Below are 21,425 nucleotides of genomic sequence, written 5' to 3' on the forward strand. Positions count from 1 at the left end.
TCAATTCACGCCTTTCGGCACGTTCTCCGGCGGCACGACTGTTTCGACCACCTTCTGGCGGTGGAAGATGAACAGGCCGGCGAGCACGACGATGGCCGAGCCGATCAGGATGCGCGGTCCGGGCACGTCGCCGAAGAATGCCAGGCCGAAGATCACCGCCCATAGAAGCAGGCTGTAGTGCAGCGGCGCCAGCGTCGAGGCAGGGGCCAGTTTCAGCGCCCTGGTAATCATCAGATGCGCGCTGCAGGAGACGATGCCGAGCAGGAGCATGGCGCCGAAATCGAGTGCCGAGGGCGTCTGCCAGGCGCCTATGGTCATCACGCCGCCGACCAGCAGCGTGCCGATAGTCTGCCAGGTGACCAGCGTTGTGTCGCTGGTGCCGCGCAGGCGGCGGCTGAGGATGATGGCAAAGGCGAAGGCGATGCTGCCGACCAGCGCGAACAGCGAGGACTGCGAAAACGCCGCCGAAGAGGGTTTCAAGATGATCAGCACGCCGCAGAAGCCGACCAGGATGGCGGCCCAGCGGCGCCAGCCGACCTTTTCGCCGAGCAGGAAATGCGACAGCGCCGCCACATAGATCGGCCCGGCCATGTAGAAGCTCATCACATCGGCCAGCGGCAGATAGACGACGGCCGCGTAAAACAAGGCTGTGTCCACCGTGGTCGCCAGCACGCGCAGAATCTGGAGGACCGGCCGCTCCATCTGGAACAGTCTGCCGGCGCCCTGGTTGGCGATCATCGGGCCGAGCACGATGAAGGCCCCGATCGATCGGATCAGCACCACCTGCCCCACCGAGAAGCTGGCGACCAGCCATTTGCCCATCGCGTCGTTCAGCGCGAACATGAAGTCGCCGGCCAGCATCAAAAGGATGCCGGCCAAAAGCACGTTCCTGATGGTAAAGGTGCGGACGAGCGACTGGGCCATGCGGCTCCCTAGCTGCAAGCGGCCGCTTTGACGAGGCAAATCGGTAAGACCAGCGGCGGAAATCGGCTGTTTCTACGCAGTTTTGTGCCGCCGGTTCACCTGTCCGGGACGGCCGGCGATCGACAGCCGTGTCTCCTGCTTCGTGCGCTCGGCCACCACCTTGCCCCTGGCGACGACGCACAGCCGTTCGGCACGTAACCTCAAGGCCTCGATCGGGTTGCCGGCATCGAGAATGACGAAGCTGGCGCGCTTGCCCACGGCAAGGCCGAGATGATCGAGGCCCATGATGGCGGCGTTGACGTTGGTGACCATGTCGAAGCAGCGCGCCATGTCGGCAGGGCTCGACATCTGAGCGACGTGAAGCCCCATGAAGGCGACGTCGAGCATGTCGGCGGTGCCCAGCGAATACCAGGGGTCGAGAACGCAATCCTGGCCCCAACCGACGCGGATGCCGAGCGCCAGCATCTCCTTCACCCGGGTCATCCCGCGGCGTTTGGGAAACGTGTCATGGCGGCCCTGCAGCATGATGTTGATCAACGGATTGGGGATCGCCGAGACACCGGCCTCGGCAATCAGCGGCAGCAGCTTGGAGACGTAATAATTGTCCATCGAGTGCATGGAAGTCAGGTGCGAGCCGGCCACCTTGCCCTGCAGGCCAAGGCGCTGCGTCTCATAGGCAAGCTGCTCGATGTGGCGCGACAGCGGATCGTCGGTCTCGTCGCAATGCAGGTCGACCATCAGCCCGCGCTTAGCCGCGATTTCGCACAATTCGGTCACCGAGCGCGTGCCGTCGGCCATGGTGCGTTCGAAATGCGGGATGCCGCCGACGATATCGACGCCCATATCGAGCGCGCGGATGGTGTTGTGGCGCGCCGTCGGCGAGCGATAAAACCCGTCCTGCGGGAAGGCGACCAGTTGCAGGTCGATATAGGGCGCGACAATCTTCTTGACGTCGAGCAGCGCCTCGACCGCCAGCAACCTGTCATCGCAGACATCGACATGGGTACGGATGGCGAGCAGGCCCATCGAGACCGCCCAGTCGCAATAGGCGAGCGCCCGCTCGCGCACCGCGTCATGCGTCAGGAGCGGCTTCAGTTCGCCCCACAGCGAAATGCCTTCCAGCAGCGTGCCCGAAGCGTTGATGCGTGGAATGCCGTAGGACAGCGTGGCGTCCATATGGAAATGCGGATCGACGAAGGGCGGCGAGATCAGGTTGCCACGGGCGTCGATCGCCGTGCCGGCGCTGACATGCAGTTCGGGCTCGATGGCGACGATCGTCTCGCCGATGATGCCGAGGTCGGCGACGGTGCCGTCGGGCAGCGTTCCGCCACGCACAACAAGATCGAAATCCATCTGTCGTCATCTCCCTGAAGCTCGAACGCCGCAATCGTGGCGCAAAAGACACCGTGCCGCAGCCGATTGTCTCCGCGACAGCGAAAGGTTCCATCCGGCCACAACTCGCTCTATAAGCCGCCTTTCGCCCTGGTGGCGAATCCGAAATTCGTCAGTCAGGCATGGGATCGGCCATTTGTTTCGCTTCTTCCGTTCGACGGAAAACCAGCGCCTTATCGCAAGGCTTTTGCGGGAATCCTTTCACGCGCATAGATTTGGCTACGCTGCGGCCATTCTGTCGATGCTGGTTGTGGCGGCAACGACAGCAGCCAGCGCCTATATGCTGCGCGAAATCACCAATGAATTCGTGGTTTACAAGAGGATTGGGCAGGTCAATCTGATCGCGGCGGCGACCGGAGCGATTTTCATTCTCAAGGGCTTCGCAAACTTCATCCAGGCCTACTTCATGAGCAGGGTCGGCAATGCCATCATCGCCGACCGGCAGCGCAAGATCTATGACAGCATTCTCGCGCAAGGCATCGAATTCTATCATTCGACCTCTTCGTCCGAACTGATTTCGCGCATGACGAACAATGCCCAGGCCGCGCGCAGCGTGCTCGACCAAATCGTCACGTCCTATGTTCGCGACCTGGTGACGCTGGCTGCGCTGGTGGGTGTGATGGTCTGGCAGCAGCCGGCGCTGTCCCTGATCTGTCTGGTGATCGGGCCGATCGCCATTTACGGCGTCAATCGTATCCTGAAGCGCGTCCGAAAAATTGCCTCGCAAGAATTCCGTTCGCTCGGCCAGATCGTGCAGGTGATGCAGGAAACGGCGATCGGCGTGCGCGTCGTCAAATCCTTCGGTCTCGAAGGCGCCATGCGCAAGCGCATGTACAAGGCCGTGTCGGACGTGGAGAGCCGCGCCAACAACATCGCCACGCTGGAGGCCGCCACCAGCCCGGTGATGGAAACGCTTGCGGGGCTGGCCATCGCTGGCGCCGTTTTTGTCAGCGGCTTCCTGGTTCTGGGCGGCGGCGGTCAGATGCCGGGCAACATCATGGCCTTCATCGCGGCGCTGCTGTTGGCCTATGAGCCGGCCAAGCGCCTGGCCCGCGTACGCATCTCGCTTGAAACCGGCATTGTCGGCGTGCGCATGATGTTCCAGCTCGCCGACCGGCCGCTGACGCTGGCCGAAAAGCCGGATGCAAAGCCGCTGCGGGCGGGGCCGGGCGAGATCCATTTCGACAATGTCAGCTTCGCCTACCCCGAAAGCGCGCCGGTGTTCGAGGGACTGGACCTGACGCTTGCCGCAGGCAAGATGACGGCGCTGGTCGGACCCTCGGGCAGCGGCAAGTCGACCATCCTCAACCTGATCATGCGCATGTACGACCCGCAGGTCGGCAGGGTGATGTTCGACGGGCAGGACATTTCTTGTGCCACGCTCACCTCGGTCAGGGAAAAGATCGCCTATGTCAGCCAGGACACGTTCCTGTTTGCCGGCACGATCATGCACAACATCAGGCTCGGGCGCGAGGGCGCCACGGACGAGGAAGTAATGGCCGCCGCAAGGGCCGCCAATGCACATGACTTCATCAGCGCCCAGGCGAAAGGGTACGACACGGATGTCGGCGAGAATGGCGCGCTGCTGTCAGGCGGCCAGCGCCAGCGCATCTCGATCGCGCGCGCCATGCTGCGCAATGCCGAAATCCTGCTGCTCGACGAGGCGACCAGCGCGCTCGACGCCGAATCCGAGGCGCTTTTCCGCGACGCGCTGCAGCAGCTGACGGTCGGGCGCACCACCATCGTCATTGCCCACCGCCTGTCGACCGTGCACCAGGCCGACACGATCGTGGTGCTGGAGGCCGGCAAGGTGGTGGAAAGCGGCGCGCATCGCACGCTGCTCAACCAGGGCGGGCTGTATCAGAAGCTTTACGAATATCAGCTGATGCCGTGAGCTTTACCCTCCCCCTTGTGGGGAGGGTCGCTGCGCAGCAGCGGGGTGGGGGTCGGCGCCGCACCCCTCACTCCGGCACGTGCCGCACCGCGCCCTTGTCGGCGCTGGTGGCGAAGGCGGCGTAAGCGCGCAGCGCGGTCGTCACCTTGCGCTTGCGCTTTTCCTCGGGCTTCCAGGCCATGGCGCCCTTTGCCTCCATGGCCGCGCGGCGCGCGTCGAGTTCAGCGTCGCTGACAGCAAGCCGGATCGTGCGGTTGGGGATGTCGATCTCGATCGTATCGCCTTCCTGCACCAGTCCGATCGTGCCGCCTTCCGCTGCTTCGGGCGAGGCATGGCCGATCGACAGGCCTGATGTGCCGCCGGAGAAGCGGCCGTCGGTGACCAGCGCGCAGGCTTTGCCGAGGCCTTTCGACTTCAGATAGCTCGTGGGGTAGAGCATTTCCTGCATGCCGGGGCCGCCACGCGGCCCTTCATAGCGGATGACGACGACATCGCCGGCCTTGATCTCGTTGGACAGGATCGCTTTGACGGAAGCGTCCTGGCTTTCGAACACGCGGGCCGGGCCGGTGAACTTCAGGATCGACTCGTCGACGCCGGCCGTCTTCACGATGCAGCCGTCGAGCGCCAGATTGCCTTTCAGCACGGCAAGGCCGCCGTCTCTCGAGAACGGCGTCTCGGCTGAGCGGATGACGCCCTTCTCGCGGTCGAGGTCGAGCTCGTCCCAGCGGCGGTCCTGGCTGAAGGCGACCTGTGTCGGCACGCCACCCGGAGCGGCGAGAAAGAAGTCGCGGACGCTCTGGCTTGAGGTGCGGGAAATGTCCCAATGGTCGAGCGCTTCGCCGAGGCTTGCCGTATGCACCGTCGGCAGGTTGCGGTTGAGCAGCCCGGCATTGTCGAGCTGGCCGAGGATCGCCATGATGCCGCCGGCACGATGGACATCTTCCATATGCACGTCGGACTTGGCCGGTGCGACCTTGCACAGCACCGGAACGCGGCGTGACAGCCGGTCGATGTCTTCCATGGTGAAATCGACCTCGCCCTCATGGGCGGCGGCCAGGATATGCAGCACGGTGTTGGTCGAGCCGCCCATGGCGATATCGAGCGTCATGGCGTTCTCGAAGGCGCCTTTGGAGGCGATGCTGCGCGGCAGTGCCGACTCATCATCCTGCTCGTAGTAGCGCTGGGCGAGATCGACGATGAGATGGCCGGCCTCGACGAACAGCCGCTTGCGGTCGGCGTGGGTTGCCAGGGTCGAGCCGTTGCCGGGTAGCGACAGGCCGAGCGCCTCGGTCAGGCAATTCATCGAATTGGCGGTGAACATGCCGGAGCACGAGCCGCAGGTCGGGCAGGCCGAGCGTTCGATGACCTTGACGTCCTCGTCGGAGATCTTGTCGTCGGCGGCGGCAACCATGGCGTCGACCAGGTCGAGCGCTTGTGTCTTGCCGGCGAGCACCACCTTGCCGGCTTCCATCGGCCCCCCGGAGACGAAGACGCTTGGGATATTGAGGCGCAAGGAGGCCATCAGCATGCCGGGCGTGATCTTGTCGCAATTGGAGATGCAGACCATGGCATCGGCGCAATGCGCGTTGACCATATATTCGACCGAGTCCGCGATCAGCTCGCGCGACGGCAGCGAATAGAGCATGCCGTCATGGCCCATGGCGATGCCGTCATCGACGGCGATGGTGTTGAATTCCTTGGCGACGCCGCCGGCCTTCTCGATCTCGCGCGCCACCAGCTGGCCAAGGTCTTTCAGATGGACATGACCCGGCACGAACTGGGTGAAGGAATTGACCACCGCGATGATCGGCTTGCCGAAATCCGAATCCTTCATGCCGGTGGCGCGCCACAGGCCGCGGGCGCCGGCCATGTTGCGGCCGTGGGTGGTGGTGCGGGAGCGATAGGCAGGCATGAATTTTCCTTGGCTGGCTGGCTGCGCCCGGTGCGGAGCGTGGCGGCGCGGAACTTGGATCGCAGGGTTTATAGACCGGCAAGTATGGTCTGGCCACTTTTTTGCAATGCGCCAGAGTCTCGCTGAAAATCAGGGTTTCGAAAAAGATTGCCGGCCAGTGTCGGATCGCTAGCCCGGCATCCGTCCTTGGACGACGGCAAGGGAATGGCACCATTTCTATAAGTCAGCAGCTTCACCTGTAACCGCAACCAAACACCCGAGGAGCATGACATGCAAAAGATCACCACCTGCCTGTGGTTCGATGGCCAGGCCGAAGAGGCGATGAATTTCTACCGTCTCCATCTTCAAGAATTCGAAGGTGCTGAGCGTGCTGCGTTGGCCCGAAGGCCAAGCCGATGCCGGCAAGGCGCTGGTGACCACGTTCGAACTCGACGGCGTGCAGTTCCAGGCACTCAACGGCGGACCGCAATTCAAGTTCAACGAGGCGATGTCACAGTCGATCGACTGCAAGACCCAGGAAGAGGTCGATTATTTCTGGGACAAGCTCATCGAAGGCGGCGGCGAACCGTCGCAATGCAGCTGGCTGAAGGACAAGTTCGGCGTCTCCTGGCAAGTCGTGCCGGAGCAACTGCCGCGCCTGCTTCTGGATCCGGACCGGGCCAAGGCCGGGCGGGTGATGTCGGCGATGATGCAGATGAGCAAGATCGATATCGCCAAGATCGAGGAAGCTGCCAAAGGCTGAGTGAAGCCCTCAACGCCTCGCTGCCCCTCATCCGCGCTTCGGGCACCTTCTCCCAGTGAACGGGGAGAAGGCAAGATGGCGCCTTACGCCGCCTTGTCGCGGACCTGGTAGTCCTTGACGGTTGCGAAGCGGATCGCCTTCCAGCGTTCGGCTTCGTAGTTCAGCGAGAAGGCGTGCTGGGCCAGAAACACAGGGTCGTTGTCGAGGTCGCGGGCGATGTCGCCGCGATGCGCTTCGATGAAGCGAAGCGTCTCGCCCTTGTCGTCGGCCGAGATCCAGCGGCAGACCGAGAAGCGCGACATTTCGAATTCGACCGGCAGCGTGTATTCGAAATTCAGCCGCTCCTTCAAGACGTCGAGCTGCAACGCGCCGACGACACCGACGATGGCCGGCGAGCCGTCTTCCGGCGAAAACAGCTGCACGACGCCTTCCTCGGCCATCTGGTGCAGCGCTTCCTTGAGTTTTTTCGCCTTCATCGCGTCGCCGAGGCGCACACGGCGCAGGATTTCCGGCGCGAAGTTAGGTACGCCGCGGAACAGTATCTCCTCGCCTTCGGTCAGCGTATCGCCGATACGCAGCGTGCCGTGGTTGGGAATGCCGACGACATCGCCGGCAAACGCTTCGTCGGCGGTGACGCGGGTGCGGGCAAAGAAGAACTGCGGCGCCGACAGGCTCATCGGCTTGCCGGTGCGCACCAGCTTGGCCTTCATGCCGCGCTCGAGCTTGCCCGAACAGACGCGCACGAAGGCAATGCGGTCGCGATGGTTGGGGTCCATATTGGCCTGGATCTTGAACACGAAGGACGTCATCTTCTCCTCCGTCGCCTCGACCTTGCGGGTGTCTGCCTCCTGCGCGCGCGGCGGCGGCCCGAAGGCGCCGAGCGCCTCGATCAGGTCGCGCACGCCGTAATTGCGCAGCGCGGAGCCGAAATAGACCGGTGTCAGATGGCCTTCTCGGAAGGCGTCGATGTCGAGCGGGCGGCAAGCTTCGCGCGCGAGCTCCAGCTCCTCGATGAAGGCCTCGCGCTCGTTTTCCGGCAGCAGGCCGGCGACGCGGTTGGAGTCGGGGCCGTTGACCGGCGTGCGGTCTTTCTCGGCATCGCCCCTGCGCACAGCGTTGAGCGCCAGGTGGTAGGTGCCGGCAAAAGTCTTGCCGCGGCCGATCGGCCAGGTGATGGGGGCGGTGTCCAGCGCCAACTTCTGCTCGATCTCGTCGAGAATTTCGAACGGGTCGCGGCTTTCGCGGTCCATCTTGTTGATGAAGGTGATGATCGGGATGTCGCGCAGCCGGCAGACTTCGAACAGTTTCAGCGTGCGCGGCTCGATGCCCTTGGCGGCGTCGATGACCATGACGGCCGAGTCGACCGCCGAGAGCGTACGATAGGTGTCGTCGGCGAAATCCTCGTGACCTGGCGTGTCGAGCAGGTTGAAGACATTGTCCTCGTATTCGAAGGTCATCACCGAAGTGACGACCGAAATGCCGCGCTCGCGCTCGATCTTCATCCAGTCGGACCGGGTCTGGATGCGGTCCTTCTTGGCCTTGACCTCGCCGGCAAGCTGGATGGCGCCGCCGAACAGCAGCAGCTTTTCGGTGAGCGTCGTCTTGCCGGCGTCGGGGTGGGCGATGATCGCGAAAGTGCGGCGGCGCGATACCGCCTGTTCGATGTCTTCAGCCAATTTCTGGAATCCTGTCTGTGGCGCGGGCTTCTAGCAGCGCATTGCTGGCCTGTCGACAGTTTCGGGCCGGCAGGCCTCGACCGTCCTTGAGCTTAACCCGCTGCGGTGGCATCAGAGGAGCCCATTCTGAGAGGTCCGGTATGATCAGCGCTAAGGAAGTCATCGTCATCGGCGCCGGCATTATCGGCGCTTCCATCGCCTGGCACCTGACCAAGGCGGGCGCACGGGTGTCGGTGGTTTCGGAGAGCGGTGCGGGCGGTATCGCCACACCCAATTCCTTTGCCTGGATCAATGCCAGCTGGGGCAATCCCGAAATCTATTTTCGGCTGCGCATCCGTGCGATGGCCGAATGGAAGCGGCTGGCAAACGAGCTGCCCGGCCTGCCGCTCGCCTGGTGCGGCGGGCTGTGCTGGGATCTGCCGGCCGACAGGCTCGAAGCCTACGCGGCTGAGCATGCTTCCTGGGGTTACGGCATCGAACGCGTCGACGCCGGGCGGGCAGCGCAAATCGAGCCCAATCTCGTCGAGCCGCCTGAATTCGCGGTTTATGTCGCGGAGGAAGGCGTGGCCGAACCGGTTGCGGCGGCCAAGGCGCTGCTGGCCGATGCAGAACGGCGCGGCGCGCGCATTCTTTCCAGTTCTGTAACCGCGATTGTCCAGACCGATGGCAGGATTAGCGGTGTCGATACATCGCATGGGCTGATGGCAGCCGACGAGGTGGTGATCGCAGCCGGTGTCGGGGCACCCGATATTGCCGCTACCGCCGGCATCAAGCTGCCGATCGAGACGCCGCCCGGTCTGATCGTCCACTCGCAGCCCTACAAGAAGCTCCTCAACGGGCTGGTGCATGCCGAAAAGCTGCATATGCGCCAGACGGCGGAGGGCCGCATCATCGCCGGCTCGGATTTCGCGGGGAGCGATCCCGGTGAGAATCCCGACGCCACGGCGCGCGAGCTGTTTGCAGCAATGAAGGCGGCCTTGCGCGGCGCCGACGAACTGGAATTCGATTTCCACACGGTTGGCTACCGGCCGACGCCGATCGACGGCTTTCCGATCATCGGCCGCGCCGAGGGCGCCGACGGCCTCTATGTCGCCGTCATGCATTCCGGCATCACGCTGGCGCCGGCGGTCGGGCTGTTCGCCACGCGCGAAATTCTCGACGGCGAGCGTGATCCGCTGCTGACGCCTTATTGGTTGGGTCGGTTTGCTCAGTAGCCCGGCGGACGCTTGAAGCCGCCGGTCAGCGCTTCGATCGCCTTGGCGATGCCGAGCAGCCGCGATTCCGACCAGCGCTTGCCGACCAGTTGCAGGCCGATAGGCAGGCCGTCGCGGTCTTGCCCGCAGGGCAGCGAGAGTGCCGGATGGCCGGAATAATTGAAGACCGCGCCATAGGCCGGTAGCATCCAATAGCTTTGCTCCTTGCCGTCGACTTCGATCGGCGTGCCGGGCTCACAATGCGCGAAGGCCGTGGTCATGGCGACCGGGCACAGCAAGGCATCGCAGGTTTCGAAGAACCTGTCCCAGGCCAGGATCGAGCGGTCGCGGCGAGCGAGCGCCTCGAACCAATTGGTGATCGGCTTTGGCTGCTCCGGCGGTTCGGGCTGCGCTGCCTCCAGCATCATGCCGATCAGATCGCCGCCCTGCTCCAGATCGTCATGCAGATCGATCTCAGGCAAGTTCGCTTCTTCCACAATCACCCCTGCTGATTGCAACCGCTTGGCCAGGCTTTCGACCGCGGCAGCGATTTTACCAGCCACCGGAAAGCCGGGGAAGGACGGCGCCACGGCGATGCGCAATGTCTTGAGGTCGAGCCTGGGCATGGCCTCTACGGGCACCGGCGCGAGGTCGGTGTCTGCTCCGTCCGGGCCGGCGATGATTTTGTAGATCAGCGCAAGATCCTCCACGCTGCGCGCCAGCGGGCCGAGGCAGGACATCAGCCGCACGCTACGCGCCGCGCCGTTCGGATCGGGGAAGGCGCCGGCCAGGGACACGCGGTGCTCGGTCGGTTTCAACCCGTAGACGCCGCAAAAAGCCGACGGCAGGCGGATCGAATCCTGCATGTCGGTGCCGACATCGAACGGCGTCATGCCGGTCGCCACCGCTGCCGCTGCGCCACCGCTGGACCCGCCTGACGTGCGCGATCGGTTCCACGGATTGCTGGTGCGACCGAACAGCGGATTGTCCGATTGCCAGTCGCCCAGCATCGTCGCGACATTGGTCTTTCCAATCAGGATGCCGCCTGCGGCTTTCAATCGGGCGACGACCGGGCTGTCTGCCTTTGCCACATAGTCGGCGAATGGTGCGAAACCAACCGTGGTCTTCATATCAGCGGTTTGGTGCATGTCCTTCAACGTGAAAGGCACGCCATGCAGCGGTCCGAGCGCATCGCCGCGCGCCTGCACCGCGTCGGCTTGTTTCGCGCGCTCGCGGGCGCCTTCCCGATCGAGATTGACGACCGCGTTGACCGCCTCGCTGTGTCGGTCGATTTGGGTCAGATGGGCGTCCAGAGCTTCGACGGCGGAGATCTTTCGCGCCGCGATTGCGGCGGCGAGATCGATGGTCGAGGAAAAGGCGAGGTCCATGATTGCTCCGGCTGCTGCCAAACGTATCGCGGTTTAAAACCAAGTTCAGCATTCGGAGATCATCGGCGCTTGATCAAAATTGCGCTTGCCGGTCGGTAGAGGTTGGCGCTCTACGGCGCCCCCCTCTGTCCTGCCGGACATCTCCCCCACTTTGGGGGAAGATTGGCAGCTTTGGCTTCGGCGCCCCTTTTCCTGCGTTGAAAATTGGCGAAGGCCGCCGTGACCTCCAATCTCCCCCCTCGTGGGGGAGATGTCCGGCAGGACAGAGGGGGGCGCGAAGGAATGCGGCTTAGACTAGGGCCTAGACGACCAGTGCCAGCCTTGCCACAGCCGGCACGAACGGCCGAATGCTCATCCCATCGCCAGTGATCGTGACAAAACTCGCCGGCGGGATCGCCTGCCAGTCGCCGCCTTCGCGGTCGAAGGGTTCGGACACGATGCAACGACCGCCGTTGCGGAGCGACGTGTACAGGGTCGGTGCGTGGGCATCGCTTGCGTAGCGCACGGCATAGAGCGCGCGCCCATCCGAAAGGGCCGCAGTGAGTTTCAAGGCCGGTTCGAGACCGGCGTGGCGTGACGCCTCCAGAACCCGAGCGGTGGCGCGCGATACTGCCCCTTGCGGGTCGCCAGCAAGACCCTCGTCGATCATCAGCAGGAAAAACAATTCGGAATCGGTGGTGCCCTCGCGCTGGTCGAAGACGGCGTCAGAGAGCGAGTTCTCCAGCGCGCGGCGGATCTTTTCGAAGCCGCCGATCTGGCCGTTGTGCATGAACGACCAGTTGCCGGAGATGAAGGGATGGCAGTTCATGCGGCTGGTGGCGCCGCCGGTCGACGCCCTGACATGGGCGAGGAACAGGCCGGATTTGATCTGCCGGCACAGGCTTTTCAGATTGGGATCCGACCAGGCCGGCAGGATGTCGCGGTAGAGGCCGGGCTCGGGCCGGTCGCCATACCAGGCAAGGCCGAAACCGTCTCCATTGGTCGGCGACTTGGCTTCCTGGGCGCAATGGCTCTGGGCAATCAGCGAGTGGCAAGGCGCGGTGACGACGTCTTCGAGGAAGACCGCTTCACCCAGATAGGCCGCCCATCGGCACATGGCTTCTAACCAATCCTAGGCGCGATCCAAGAGAGCCTGGGGCTCCTTGACCGCGTGCGAGCCTCTGTTGTGCGTCCGCTCGTAGAGTTCGCGAACGATTCGGCTTGCCGTAGTTTCGAAGAGAAACGGCAAGAAAGCGTGAACGAGTGCCGCACCAGCGGCCATCAGGAGGCGCGAGCAGAACCAGGCGGCAAAGGCCATATGGCTGAAATAGGTCTCGCCCACCTTGGCCGGGTGAGAGGTGAACAGCTTCGAAAACAGCGTCGTCATGGTGATCCCTCCTGCCGGGATAAGCCCCGATGTGGGTATCCTGCCACGGGGTAAAGGTTCATCGGTCTCAATTTGTCCTTGTCTAACGCCGTGGTTCGGGACATTCATCCCAACATGGCGCTTGAATTCGATGAAATCGACCGAAGATTGCTGGCCGAGCTGCAACGCGACGGCACACTGTCGGTCGATCAGCTCTCCGAAAAAGTGTCGCTGTCGCGCAACGCCTGCTGGCGCCGCGTCAAGCGGCTTGAAGAGGACGGCGTCATCACCGGACGGGTGGCGCTGGTCGATGCCGACAAGCTCGGGCTCGGGCTCTCGGTGTTCATCCTGATCCGCACCTCCAATCATGACCCGGACTGGCTGCAGAAGTTCCGTGCGGCGGTGACTGGTTTTCCCGAGATCACCGGGGTCTATCGCATGTCCGGCGATCTCGACTACGTGCTGCGCGCCCGCGTTGCTGACATGAAGGCCTATGACCGGCTCTATCAGCGGCTGATCGCCAAGGTGGCGCTGTCGGACGTTTCGGCCTCCTTCGTCATGGAGGAGATCAAGGAGACGACCGTCGTTCCGGTGGAATTGCGCTAGGTCACACTGACGCCTGAAAGAAAGCCGTTTATAGGCCTGCGGACGAGTTGACCGAATCGCCGTTCGCGCCGATAGGATCGATTTTATGCGCGCAGCCTTCCAAAATTCCTCCGTCATTGGTCCCACTGTCGGCTTCGTCAGGTTGCCGCATGGCGATGGACTTCCCCTTCCCGCTTACGAAAGCACCGGCGCCGCCGGCATGGATCTGCGCGCCGCGGTGCCGGAAGACCGGCCGCTGCTGATCCTGCCTGGCAAGCGCGCCTTGGTGCCGACCGGTCTGATCCTGGAAATTCCCGAAGGAATGGAAGGCCAGGTGCGGCCGCGCTCCGGCCTTGCCTTCAAGCATGGGCTGACCGTCCTCAATTCACCAGGCACGGTCGACAGCGACTATCGCGGCGAGGTTAAGGTGCTGCTGGTCAACCTCGGCGACGAGGATTTCGCGGTGACGCGCGGCATGCGCATTGCCCAGATCGTCTTTGCCGCGGTGACGCAGGTGACGGTTGAGGAGCGCTCGCTGGCCGGCGCCACGACGCGCGGCGCGGGCGGGTTCGGATCGACCGGCACCGCCTGAATGAGCATACCGAAACTGGTCATCTTCGACTGCGACGGCATCCTGGTCGACACCGAGAACCTTGCCAACCGGCGGCTTGCCGAGTGGTTTGTTGCCGCCGGTTATCCCACCACATTCGAATATTGCCGCAAATATTTTTCCGGCCGCAGCATGGCTTCGGTGCAGAAGGAAATCGAAGAGACGACCACGGTGCGGCTCGGCGCCGATTTCGTCGATCGCTGGAATGCCGGCCTGCCCGATCTGTTTGCGCATGGCGTCGAGGCGATCCCCTATGTGCGCGACTTCATCGAGGCGGTTCGCGCGGCCGGCATTCCCTATTGCGTCGCCACTTCTGCGCGTATCTCGAAGATGCACATCACGCTCGGCCAGACCGGGCTGCTGCCGCTGTTCGAGCATGCCATGTTCTCTTCGACCATGGTCAGCCGCGGCAAGCCGTTCCCGGACCTGTTCCTGCATGCGGCAAAGACCATGGGTTTTGCGTCGGCCGACTGCATCGTCATCGAGGACAGCGTTGCCGGCACGCAGGCCGGCATTGCCGCCGGCATGCGTGTCTATTCCTATCATGGCGATCCCTATTCCGACCGCGATGGCCTGGCCAGCGCCGGCGGCGTCCTGTTCGACGACATGCGCGAACTTGCCGGGCTGGTGCCGATCCACTGAAGCTGTGTTAGGTTCCGCGCGGCCAGCCTGAGGCACCCATGCCAACGAACCTGCTTCGCTCCATCCTAAAGCGTTTCACCGTTTCATGGAAACGGCGAACCGCTCTATCTTTTTGTTTTGTCGCAATTTCCGGCCGGAAAACCGCACACACTTTTCCTGAAATTGCTCTAGCGCTTGTGCTGCTGCCGTGGCTTTGGACCGCAGCCAGCGCGCAAGCCGTCAGCTTCCCGGAATTCGGCAGCGCCATCCCCGGTCACATGGATGTGACCTATCTGGACCTCGCAAGGATGGTCATTCCCGGCCTCGCAGGTGACAGCAACGGTTTCTACCGGGGTGGATTGCCGATCGAGATGCGCCACATCGAGGGACCGGATGGCGGCGGTTCGCCGCCTGAGACATCGGGCCTCTCCAACGCCGGCGTGCTCGCCATCAAGGCCGGGGGTAAGGACCGGCTGGCGATGCTCTACGACCTCGGCGACTCTCCCGACAGCGCCGAAGGCTATGCCGTGCTGGCGCTCTACGACATCACAGACAGGCCGAAGCTGCTCGACGTCGTCAATGTCGCGCTCGACCGCGGCACCTATTTCCGTGAACCGGGCAAGCTTTCCGTTGGGCCGAACGACGACATCGTGATCACCATGAGCGCGCATTTCAATTCAAGCCAAAACTACGCGATCACGCCGCTGATCATGGTGCGCGACGACAAATTCCAACTGATCGACATGATCTTCACCTTCGATGAGAACCTGTGCGCCTACAGCCGCAAGCAGGATGTTGCTTTCCAGACGATCGCTGACGGACAGCCTTATGCCGCGGTCAAAGTGACGGTGACCGACGCCACGGTGCTCAACGGCGAGAGCTGCGACGACCAGCCGCCCAAGCCTGAAGCCCACACAATTTCCGTTACCTATCATTGGGACAAGAAGACGTTGCACTACGTCAAGGATTCCGATGCGCTGGACAAATTGGCAGGAGAGAACGCCAAACGCTTCTGAGCCAACCGCATTTGTTTGCCCGGTGCATTGCTGCACGATAGAATCTGCCGGCATTTCCGCATCTGAAGGGAGCACTCATGGACAAGGGCAAGATCTTTCGCGACCTGCACGCCTCGACCTTCGTCATGCCCAACCCCTGGGATGTCGGCACGACCAAGCTCCTGGCCTCCTTCGGCTTCAAGGCGCTGGCGACGACCAGCGCCGGTTTTGCCTTCTCGCGCGGCCTGCCCGATGGCGCAGTGACCTTCGAGGCGATGATCCACCATTGCCGCGAGCTGACGGCGGCGACCAGCCTGCCGGTGTCGGCCGATCTCGAGAAAGGCAAGGGCGACAGCGCGACGAGTGCCGCCGAGACGGTTTTTGCGGCCGAAGCGGCAGGTCTCGCCGGCTGCTCGATCGAGGACCATACCGGCGATCCCGACAAGCCCATCTATGAGTTTTCACACGCCGTCGAGCGCGTTGCAGCTGCTGCTGAGGCCGCACGGGCGCTCAAGCATGATTTCGTCTTCACCGCACGGGCCGAGAATTTCCTTTGGGGCAAACCGGATCTCGACGACACGATCAAGCGGCTGCAGGCCTTCGAAAAGGCCGGCGCCGATGTGCTCTATGCGCCCGGCCTCAAAGATGTCGAGACCATCCGGAACATCTGCTCGGCGGTGAGCAGGCCGGTCAATGTCATGGCACTCCCGGCCTTCACCATCGCCGACCTTGCCATGGCCGGGGTCAAGCGCATCTCGCTCGGTCCGTGGCTGACCAATTTCGCCTTCGGCATGCTGGAAACCGCGGCGCGCGAGATCCAGCAGGACGGCACGTTCGGCTTCACCCGGGCCGCCATCCCGTTCGGCAAATTGCAGGCGCTGTTTTCCAAATCCTCAGGCTAGGGGGTCCCGGCGCATGACGCTCACCGTCGTCGACATGCACACCGGCGGCGAGCCGCTCAGGATCGTCACCGGCGGCTATCCAGACATTCCCAAAGGCACGATCCTGGAAAAGCGCGCCTATGTGCGCGACCACCTCGACCATTTGCGCAAGCTGCTGGTCTTCGAGCCGCGTGGTCACTACGACATGTATGGCGCGCTGCTGGTGGAGCCCGACCTGCCCGGCGCCGAGCTGGCCGTGCTGTTCATGCACAACGAGGGCTATTCGACGATGTGCGGCCACGCCATCATTGCGCTTGGCCGCTACGCCGTCGACGAAGGCCTGGTGGCGAAACAGGAGCCAATCACCATGGTCAACATCGAGGCGCCGTGCGGCTTGGTCGTCGCTTCGGTGGAGGTCAAGGACGGCAAAGCGGGATCGGTGTCGTTCGAAAGCGTGCCGGCCTTTCTGTTTGCCCATGACCAACAAATCGAATTGGGGGGATACGGCAAGATTGCGTTCGACATCGCCTATGGCGGCGCCTTCTACGCGCTGGCCGACTGCCATCAATTCGGCCTGGAGTTCGGCCGCAGCCGGGTGCGCGATTTCGTCGACGCGGCAACCGCGCTGACCGAGCGGCTGAAGGCGGCGTTCCCTCTATCGCATCCCGACCATGCCGATCTCGCTTTCCTCTACGGCACCATCCTCACCGATGGACACGATGCGTTCTCCGGCAAGGCAACAAAAAACATCTGCGTCTTTGCCGATGCCGAGGTCGACCGCTCGCCGACCGGCTCCGGCGTCACCGCGCGGCTGGCGGCAATGCATGCCAAGGGTGAGATCAACCCTGGTCAGGAGCGGTCCTTCGAAAGCATCGCCGGCTCGCGCTTTTCCGGAGCGGTGGCGCGCACGACCATGGCCGGCCCGCATGATGCGATCATCGCCCGCGTCGGCGGCCGCGCCTACTATTCGGGCCGGGCGGAATTCACCGTCGAGCCGGATGACGAATTGGGACGCGGTTTTCTTCTGCGTTGATAGGCCTATCGCCCGGCGCTCTCCCGCGCGCCGACCGCCTTGTGCAGATGCACCATCATGGCGGCGGCAAAGAGCGGCGTCAGCAGGTTGAGCAGGGGCACGGCGAGGAAGGCAGCAATGAGCAGCCCGGCCAGAAACACGGTGCCGGCATGTTTCCGGCGCAACGCCCTCGCCTCGTCTTCCGGGCGGAAGCGCATGGCGGCGAATTCGAAGAATTCACGTCCCAGCAGATAGCCGTTGACGATGAAGAAGGCGGCGATGTTGACGCCCGGAACCAACAGAAGCAGCAGGGCGACGATGTTGCCCAGGATGACAACGCCGAAGAATTTCACCGACAACACGAGCGAGCGCAGCGCCGGCATGGCGCGTCCGACGGGATCGGCCGGATAGTCGGTGCGCTCGACCACTTCGGCGATGTCTTCGAGAAACAGGCCCGCCACGATTGCCGTCACCGGCGCGATCAGCAGCGCCATCCCGAAGGCAAGCGCGATGGCAGCGATGATGCCGCTCAGCCATCCGGCCCAGGACGGCAGGCCGGGCAGCAAGGAGTGAACCCATGGCAGGGCCAGCCAATCGACAAGCCCGGTCAAGACGAACCACAACGCGACCAGCGCCAGGACGGTCAAGCCCAGCGTCTTCAGGAAAACCGCGCGGAATTCGGGAGAAAACAGCCGGCTGAAGGCGGCGCGGGCAGCGTTGAAGATCACGGCGTTTCACCCCCAGGAACGAACGGATATCTCCGACATAGGCTGAGACCCTGTCAGCCGCAAGCCTGCTGGAGCGGGCGCAATTCCGGACGGGAACTAGAGCATGATCCCAAAAAGTGGGTACCGGTTTTTGGAAAAGATCATGCTCCAACAAAGGGTTAGATCATGATGAGATTTCAACCAAATCTCATCACGATCTAGCGCGCCAGCGCCCGGGAGCGGGCTGGGATGGTCATTGCCGCAACGCCGGCGACGACGCAGCCCATGCCCCAGAAAGCTGTCGGCCCAAGGCTCTCGCCGAGGAACACGACGCCGATGCCGACGCCGATCGGCACGCGCAGATAGGCCTGCGACGTCGTGCCGACCGAACCAAGCGTGTGGATGAGGCGGAAAAAGATGCAGAAGGCCAGCGCCGTGGAGAACACCGACAATGCCAACAAGGCCAGTATCGACGCCATTGAAGGCGACAGGGTCCACGGGCGGTCGAAGGCCAGGCTCAAGGGGACGAGGATGACCGCGCCGCACAGCATCGAGCCGGCGGCCGGCAGCATCGGGTCGAGTCCCCTAAAGCCGCGGCCGAAAATGGCGGCGCCGGCATAGCAGACCGTGGCGGCAATGACGGCAAGCTGCGCCCACAATTGATGGCCGAGCCCGCCAAGCGCCTGGGTGCCGACGATCAGGCAAATGCCGGCAATGCCGGCACCGACACCGAACAGCTTGCGTGCGGTCACGGATTCATGGCGGGTGATAAGCGCGGTCAGCAGGAAGGTGAAGATCGGCGAGGTCGCGTTGAGAATGGTGGCCAGACCGGCGTCGATGGAGCGCTCGGCGGCGGCGATCAGCGTGAACGGCACGACGCTGTTGAGGCAGGCCTGGACCATGAACCGCCACAAGGTCGCGCTGTCCTTGGGCATGGCGAGGCCGCGCCAGCGGATCAGCGCGAGCAGGATGGCGCCGGCAATCAAGGTGCGGGCAGCGATGAAGGATATCGGCGGGATCGTCTCGACACCGATCTTGATGAAGGTATAGGACGCGCCCCACAGGGCGGCCAGCACGCCAAGCAGCGCCAGTTCGGTGGTCATGTCGGTCTTTGCTTGCATGCGGGTGCTTCCAGCGCTTGATTTGAGGCCAAGCTTGTAGGCGACCCGGCGGTCAGATGCTTCGGCCACGGTCGAACTGTGATGGAGCCTCGTCCCAGGCGCGCGCGCCGGCTTGGGCCGGCAAAGGATGGAAATCGGTTGCCATTTTTCGGGGTGATGCTGTAGACCCGCCCGGGCGCGGCAGAAAGCCGGCAGGTTCCGAGGCGGAGACATTGATGCCGGATTTTGACGTGCTTTGCATCGGCAATGCCATTGTCGACATCATCGCCCAGTGCGACGACGCTTTTCTCGAGACCAACGGCATCATCAAGGGTGCGATGAACCTCATCGACACCAAGCGCGCCGAGCTGCTCTACAGCCGCATGGGGCCGGCGATCGAGGCCTCGGGCGGCAGCGCCGGCAACACGGCGGCGGGCGTCGCCAGCTTCGGCGGCCGCGCCGCCTTCTTCGGCAAGGTGTCGAACGATCCGCTCGGCGAAATCTACGCCCATGACATCCATGCCCAGGGCGTTGCCTTCGACACCAGGCCGCTTGAGGGACAGCCGCCGACGGCGCGCTCGATGATATTCGTCACCCCCGATGGCGAGCGTTCGATGAACACCTATCTCGGCGCCTGCGTCGAACTCGGCCCGGAAGACGTCGAGGCCGACAAGGCATCCGGCGCCAAGGTTACCTATTTCGAGGGCTATCTGTGGGATCCGCCGCGCGCCAAGGAGGCGATCCGGCAGACGGCGAAGCTCGCACACGAGGCCGGGCGCGAAGTGTCGATGACTTTGTCGGATTCGTTCTGCGTCGACCGCTACCGGGACGAGTTCCTCGAGCTGATGCGCTCGGGCACTGTCGACATCGTCTTTGCCAACAGCCACGAGATCAAGTCGCTCTACCAGACAAAATCCTTCGACGAGGCGCTGGCGGCTATCCGCAAGGACTGCAAGATTGCCGCTGTCACCCGCTCCGAAAAAGGCTCGGTGATCGTGCGTGGCGAGGAGACCGTCACCATCCAGGCGACGACGATCCGCGAACTGGTCGACACCACCGGCGCCGGCGACCTCTACGCCGCCGGCTTCCTCTACGGCTACACGACCGGACGCAGCCTGCAGGATTGCGGTGATCTCGGCTCGCTGGCAGCCGGGCTGGTGATCCAGCAGCTCGGGCCGCGGCCGCGGCAGAACCTGCGCAGCGCGGCCCAACTGGCCGGACTGCTATAGCGCCTCTTACCTCTCCCCTTGTGGGAGAGGTCGGATTGCCCCGATTTGTCCTTCACAAATCGGCTGGCAATCCGGGTGAGGGGTAAGCTGGCGCCAAGCTGGAACACCCCTCATCCGTCTCGGCGCTCCGCGCCGATCCACCTTCTCCCACAAGGGGAGAAGGAAGAAGCCCACCTGTCGTGCGCTTGTCACAGAGCAGACCTACACGCACAGTGAGGCGTCTCGCGACTGACATTTCGAAGCGCCCACAGACCGTTGGGGTGTCAAAATGCAAGACAGCAACCTGTCGGGTCGCTGCGTCTGTTGTCGCCGCGCTTTCAGCTCTCCGCTATAGCCGTTCAACCAACCGGCCACAGCCTGGGAGGAGCGTGTGGCCAGCAAGACAGATGCATGACCAGATTTCAGAACCAGACGGACGGGATTTCGCAGGAGGCCTTGGCAGGCCTCGTGGCCGAGGCGGTGCAGCAGGCACTGGTCCAGCACGGCATAGCCATGGACCCGCAGGCATTGGCTTCGGCCGGCGCCATTGCCGGCAGCGTTGCCGCCGCGCTGACTTTCCTTTCGCAGGCGCAGCTGCTTGCGGTCGATGCCTTCCGAGGCGAGTGGACTGCGCTCGCCACCGACTTCGTCCAGTCTATTGCCGGCAAGGCGACGCGCCGCGACGCGGCAATCGTCGCGGTTGACGAGCCGACGACGGCAGCCGAACCCGGCAAGGTGGCATCCCACCCGCCGGGCGAGCGCATGCTTCAATCGATGCTGATCGAGGACTGGGCCGGCGAAGTCGCCGGGTCGACCTATCTGGAAGAGAAATTCCGCATTCCACGCTCGACGTTGCATCGCTGGCAAAGACGGGGCGAGGTCATTGCGCTGCGCAAGGGCGGCCGCAAGCATGTCTTCCCGCTGGCCCAGTTCGTCGACGGCAGGCCAGCTACGGGAATCAGCGAGGTGCTGTCGGCGATCGCCAATCCAAGGCTTGCCTGGTTCTGGCTGAACCGCGCCGCGCCGGGACTCGGCGGCCGCATCCCGATCGACATGCTCAAACAGGACATGGTGCAGCAGGTCGTGCTGGCCGCACGCGATTTTTCGCCGGTCTGATTTTCCGTGGGGATTTCGATCGATCCCCCACCGATTAGCCTCGGGAAATAGTAAGTCGGGTAAATAAGCGTCAAAGCGAACTATAACCGGCTTCGCAGATCAAATTCTACTCCATAATTCTATA

The 21,425-nt window shown here is 63.4% G+C and carries 19 protein-coding genes and 1 pseudogene; 11 read left to right on the forward strand and 9 right to left on the reverse strand.

The features are described 5' to 3' along the window. A complete protein-coding gene (locus NKJ64_RS00750; protein WP_023755678.1) occupies positions 1–924 on the reverse strand; it encodes a DMT family transporter in 924 nt (307 codons plus the stop codon). Between the two features lie 72 nt (positions 925–996). After that, positions 997–2,277 (reverse strand): amidohydrolase family protein, encoded by a 1,281-nt coding sequence (locus tag NKJ64_RS00755; protein ID WP_352461781.1) that lies wholly within the window; start codon positions 2,275–2,277, stop codon positions 997–999. Positions 2,278–2,452: 175 nt separating this feature from the next. On the opposite strand from NKJ64_RS00755, the gene NKJ64_RS00760 reads away from it, so the two are divergent. Further along, positions 2,453–4,210, forward strand: coding sequence for an ABC transporter ATP-binding protein (locus NKJ64_RS00760; RefSeq protein ID WP_023698913.1), 1,758 nt, complete (start codon positions 2,453–2,455; stop codon positions 4,208–4,210). Positions 4,211–4,277: 67 nt separating this feature from the next. On the opposite strand, the gene ilvD is transcribed toward NKJ64_RS00760, so the two are convergent. Next, positions 4,278–6,122 carry a dihydroxy-acid dehydratase gene (gene ilvD / locus NKJ64_RS00765; protein WP_023702645.1) on the reverse strand — a complete coding sequence of 615 codons (1,845 nt, stop codon included), beginning with the start codon at positions 6,120–6,122 and terminating at the stop codon, positions 4,278–4,280. 270 nt (positions 6,123–6,392) lie between these two features. On the opposite strand from ilvD, the pseudogene NKJ64_RS00770 reads away from it, so the two are divergent. After that, positions 6,393–6,864: pseudogene (locus tag NKJ64_RS00770) on the forward strand (VOC family protein). An 83-nt stretch (positions 6,865–6,947) separates the two neighbouring features. Here NKJ64_RS00770 and NKJ64_RS00775 read toward each other — a convergent pair. After that, complete coding sequence (locus NKJ64_RS00775; protein WP_023712617.1) at positions 6,948–8,540, reverse strand: peptide chain release factor 3; 1,593 nt, start codon at positions 8,538–8,540, stop codon at positions 6,948–6,950. A 140-nt stretch (positions 8,541–8,680) separates the two neighbouring features. Here NKJ64_RS00775 and NKJ64_RS00780 point away from each other — a divergent pair, with 140 nt between their 5' ends. Next, positions 8,681–9,754, forward strand: coding sequence for an NAD(P)/FAD-dependent oxidoreductase (locus NKJ64_RS00780; RefSeq protein ID WP_352461782.1), 1,074 nt, complete (start codon positions 8,681–8,683; stop codon positions 9,752–9,754). On the opposite strand, the gene NKJ64_RS00785 is transcribed toward NKJ64_RS00780, so the two are convergent. The 3 genes from NKJ64_RS00785 to NKJ64_RS00795 form a co-directional block, all read right to left on the reverse strand. After that, positions 9,748–11,121: an amidase gene (locus NKJ64_RS00785; RefSeq protein ID WP_352461783.1), complete on the reverse strand. Its 1,374-nt coding sequence runs from the start codon at positions 11,119–11,121 to the stop codon at positions 9,748–9,750. The two genes, NKJ64_RS00780 and NKJ64_RS00785, sit on opposite strands and share 7 nt — an antisense overlap. A gap of 301 nt (positions 11,122–11,422) precedes the next feature. After that, positions 11,423–12,217, reverse strand: a complete 795-nt coding sequence (locus NKJ64_RS00790) for a class II glutamine amidotransferase (protein WP_023685116.1) — start codon at positions 12,215–12,217, stop codon at positions 11,423–11,425. 15 nt (positions 12,218–12,232) lie between these two features. Continuing rightward, positions 12,233–12,487, reverse strand: coding sequence for a DUF6356 family protein (locus NKJ64_RS00795; RefSeq protein ID WP_023685117.1), 255 nt, complete (start codon positions 12,485–12,487; stop codon positions 12,233–12,235). 114 nt (positions 12,488–12,601) lie between these two features. Between NKJ64_RS00795 and NKJ64_RS00800 the strand changes: the two genes are divergently transcribed. The 6 genes from NKJ64_RS00800 to NKJ64_RS00825 all read left to right on the forward strand — a co-directional run bounded on the left by NKJ64_RS00800 (position 12,602) and on the right by NKJ64_RS00825 (position 17,191). Next, the gene (locus NKJ64_RS00800; RefSeq protein WP_023690042.1) at positions 12,602–13,072 is read left to right on the forward strand and encodes an Lrp/AsnC family transcriptional regulator; all 471 of its coding nucleotides are present in this window, start codon (positions 12,602–12,604) and stop codon (positions 13,070–13,072) included. Between the two features lie 85 nt (positions 13,073–13,157). Beyond that, positions 13,158–13,643: a dUTP diphosphatase gene (gene dut, locus NKJ64_RS00805; protein WP_023698959.1), complete on the forward strand. Its 486-nt coding sequence runs from the start codon at positions 13,158–13,160 to the stop codon at positions 13,641–13,643. Next, on the forward strand, positions 13,644–14,303 hold the full coding sequence (locus NKJ64_RS00810) for an HAD family hydrolase (RefSeq protein ID WP_352461785.1): 660 nt from the start codon (positions 13,644–13,646) through the stop codon (positions 14,301–14,303). It abuts the gene before it with no gap. A gap of 176 nt (positions 14,304–14,479) precedes the next feature. Next, complete coding sequence (locus tag NKJ64_RS00815) at positions 14,480–15,298, forward strand: hypothetical protein (protein WP_352461786.1); 819 nt, start codon at positions 14,480–14,482, stop codon at positions 15,296–15,298. A 77-nt stretch (positions 15,299–15,375) separates the two neighbouring features. Continuing rightward, complete coding sequence (locus NKJ64_RS00820) at positions 15,376–16,179, forward strand: isocitrate lyase/PEP mutase family protein (RefSeq protein ID WP_023732504.1); 804 nt, start codon at positions 15,376–15,378, stop codon at positions 16,177–16,179. Positions 16,180–16,192: 13 nt separating this feature from the next. Next, positions 16,193–17,191: a proline racemase family protein gene (locus NKJ64_RS00825; RefSeq protein ID WP_352461788.1), complete on the forward strand. Its 999-nt coding sequence runs from the start codon at positions 16,193–16,195 to the stop codon at positions 17,189–17,191. A 5-nt stretch (positions 17,192–17,196) separates the two neighbouring features. Here the strand turns inward: NKJ64_RS00825 and NKJ64_RS00830 are convergent, their stop codons facing one another. Both NKJ64_RS00830 and NKJ64_RS00835 read right to left on the reverse strand, forming a co-directional pair. Continuing rightward, positions 17,197–17,898, reverse strand: coding sequence for a sulfate transporter family protein (locus NKJ64_RS00830; protein WP_023690036.1), 702 nt, complete (start codon positions 17,896–17,898; stop codon positions 17,197–17,199). Positions 17,899–18,095: 197 nt separating this feature from the next. Next, positions 18,096–18,998 (reverse strand): DMT family transporter, encoded by a 903-nt coding sequence (locus NKJ64_RS00835; RefSeq protein WP_023690035.1) that lies wholly within the window; start codon positions 18,996–18,998, stop codon positions 18,096–18,098. A gap of 215 nt (positions 18,999–19,213) precedes the next feature. Between NKJ64_RS00835 and NKJ64_RS00840 the strand changes: the two genes are divergently transcribed. Both NKJ64_RS00840 and NKJ64_RS00845 read left to right on the forward strand, forming a co-directional pair. Beyond that, positions 19,214–20,206: an adenosine kinase gene (locus NKJ64_RS00840; protein ID WP_352461790.1), complete on the forward strand. Its 993-nt coding sequence runs from the start codon at positions 19,214–19,216 to the stop codon at positions 20,204–20,206. A 390-nt stretch (positions 20,207–20,596) separates the two neighbouring features. After that, positions 20,597–21,301, forward strand: a complete 705-nt coding sequence (locus tag NKJ64_RS00845; RefSeq protein ID WP_352461791.1) for an antitoxin Xre/MbcA/ParS-like domain-containing protein — start codon at positions 20,597–20,599, stop codon at positions 21,299–21,301. The last annotated feature ends 124 nt before the right edge of the window (positions 21,302–21,425 follow it).

The sequence above is a fragment of the Mesorhizobium sp. M0062 genome (genome assembly GCF_040323125.1).
Taxonomy (GTDB): Bacteria; Pseudomonadota; Alphaproteobacteria; order Rhizobiales; family Rhizobiaceae; genus Mesorhizobium.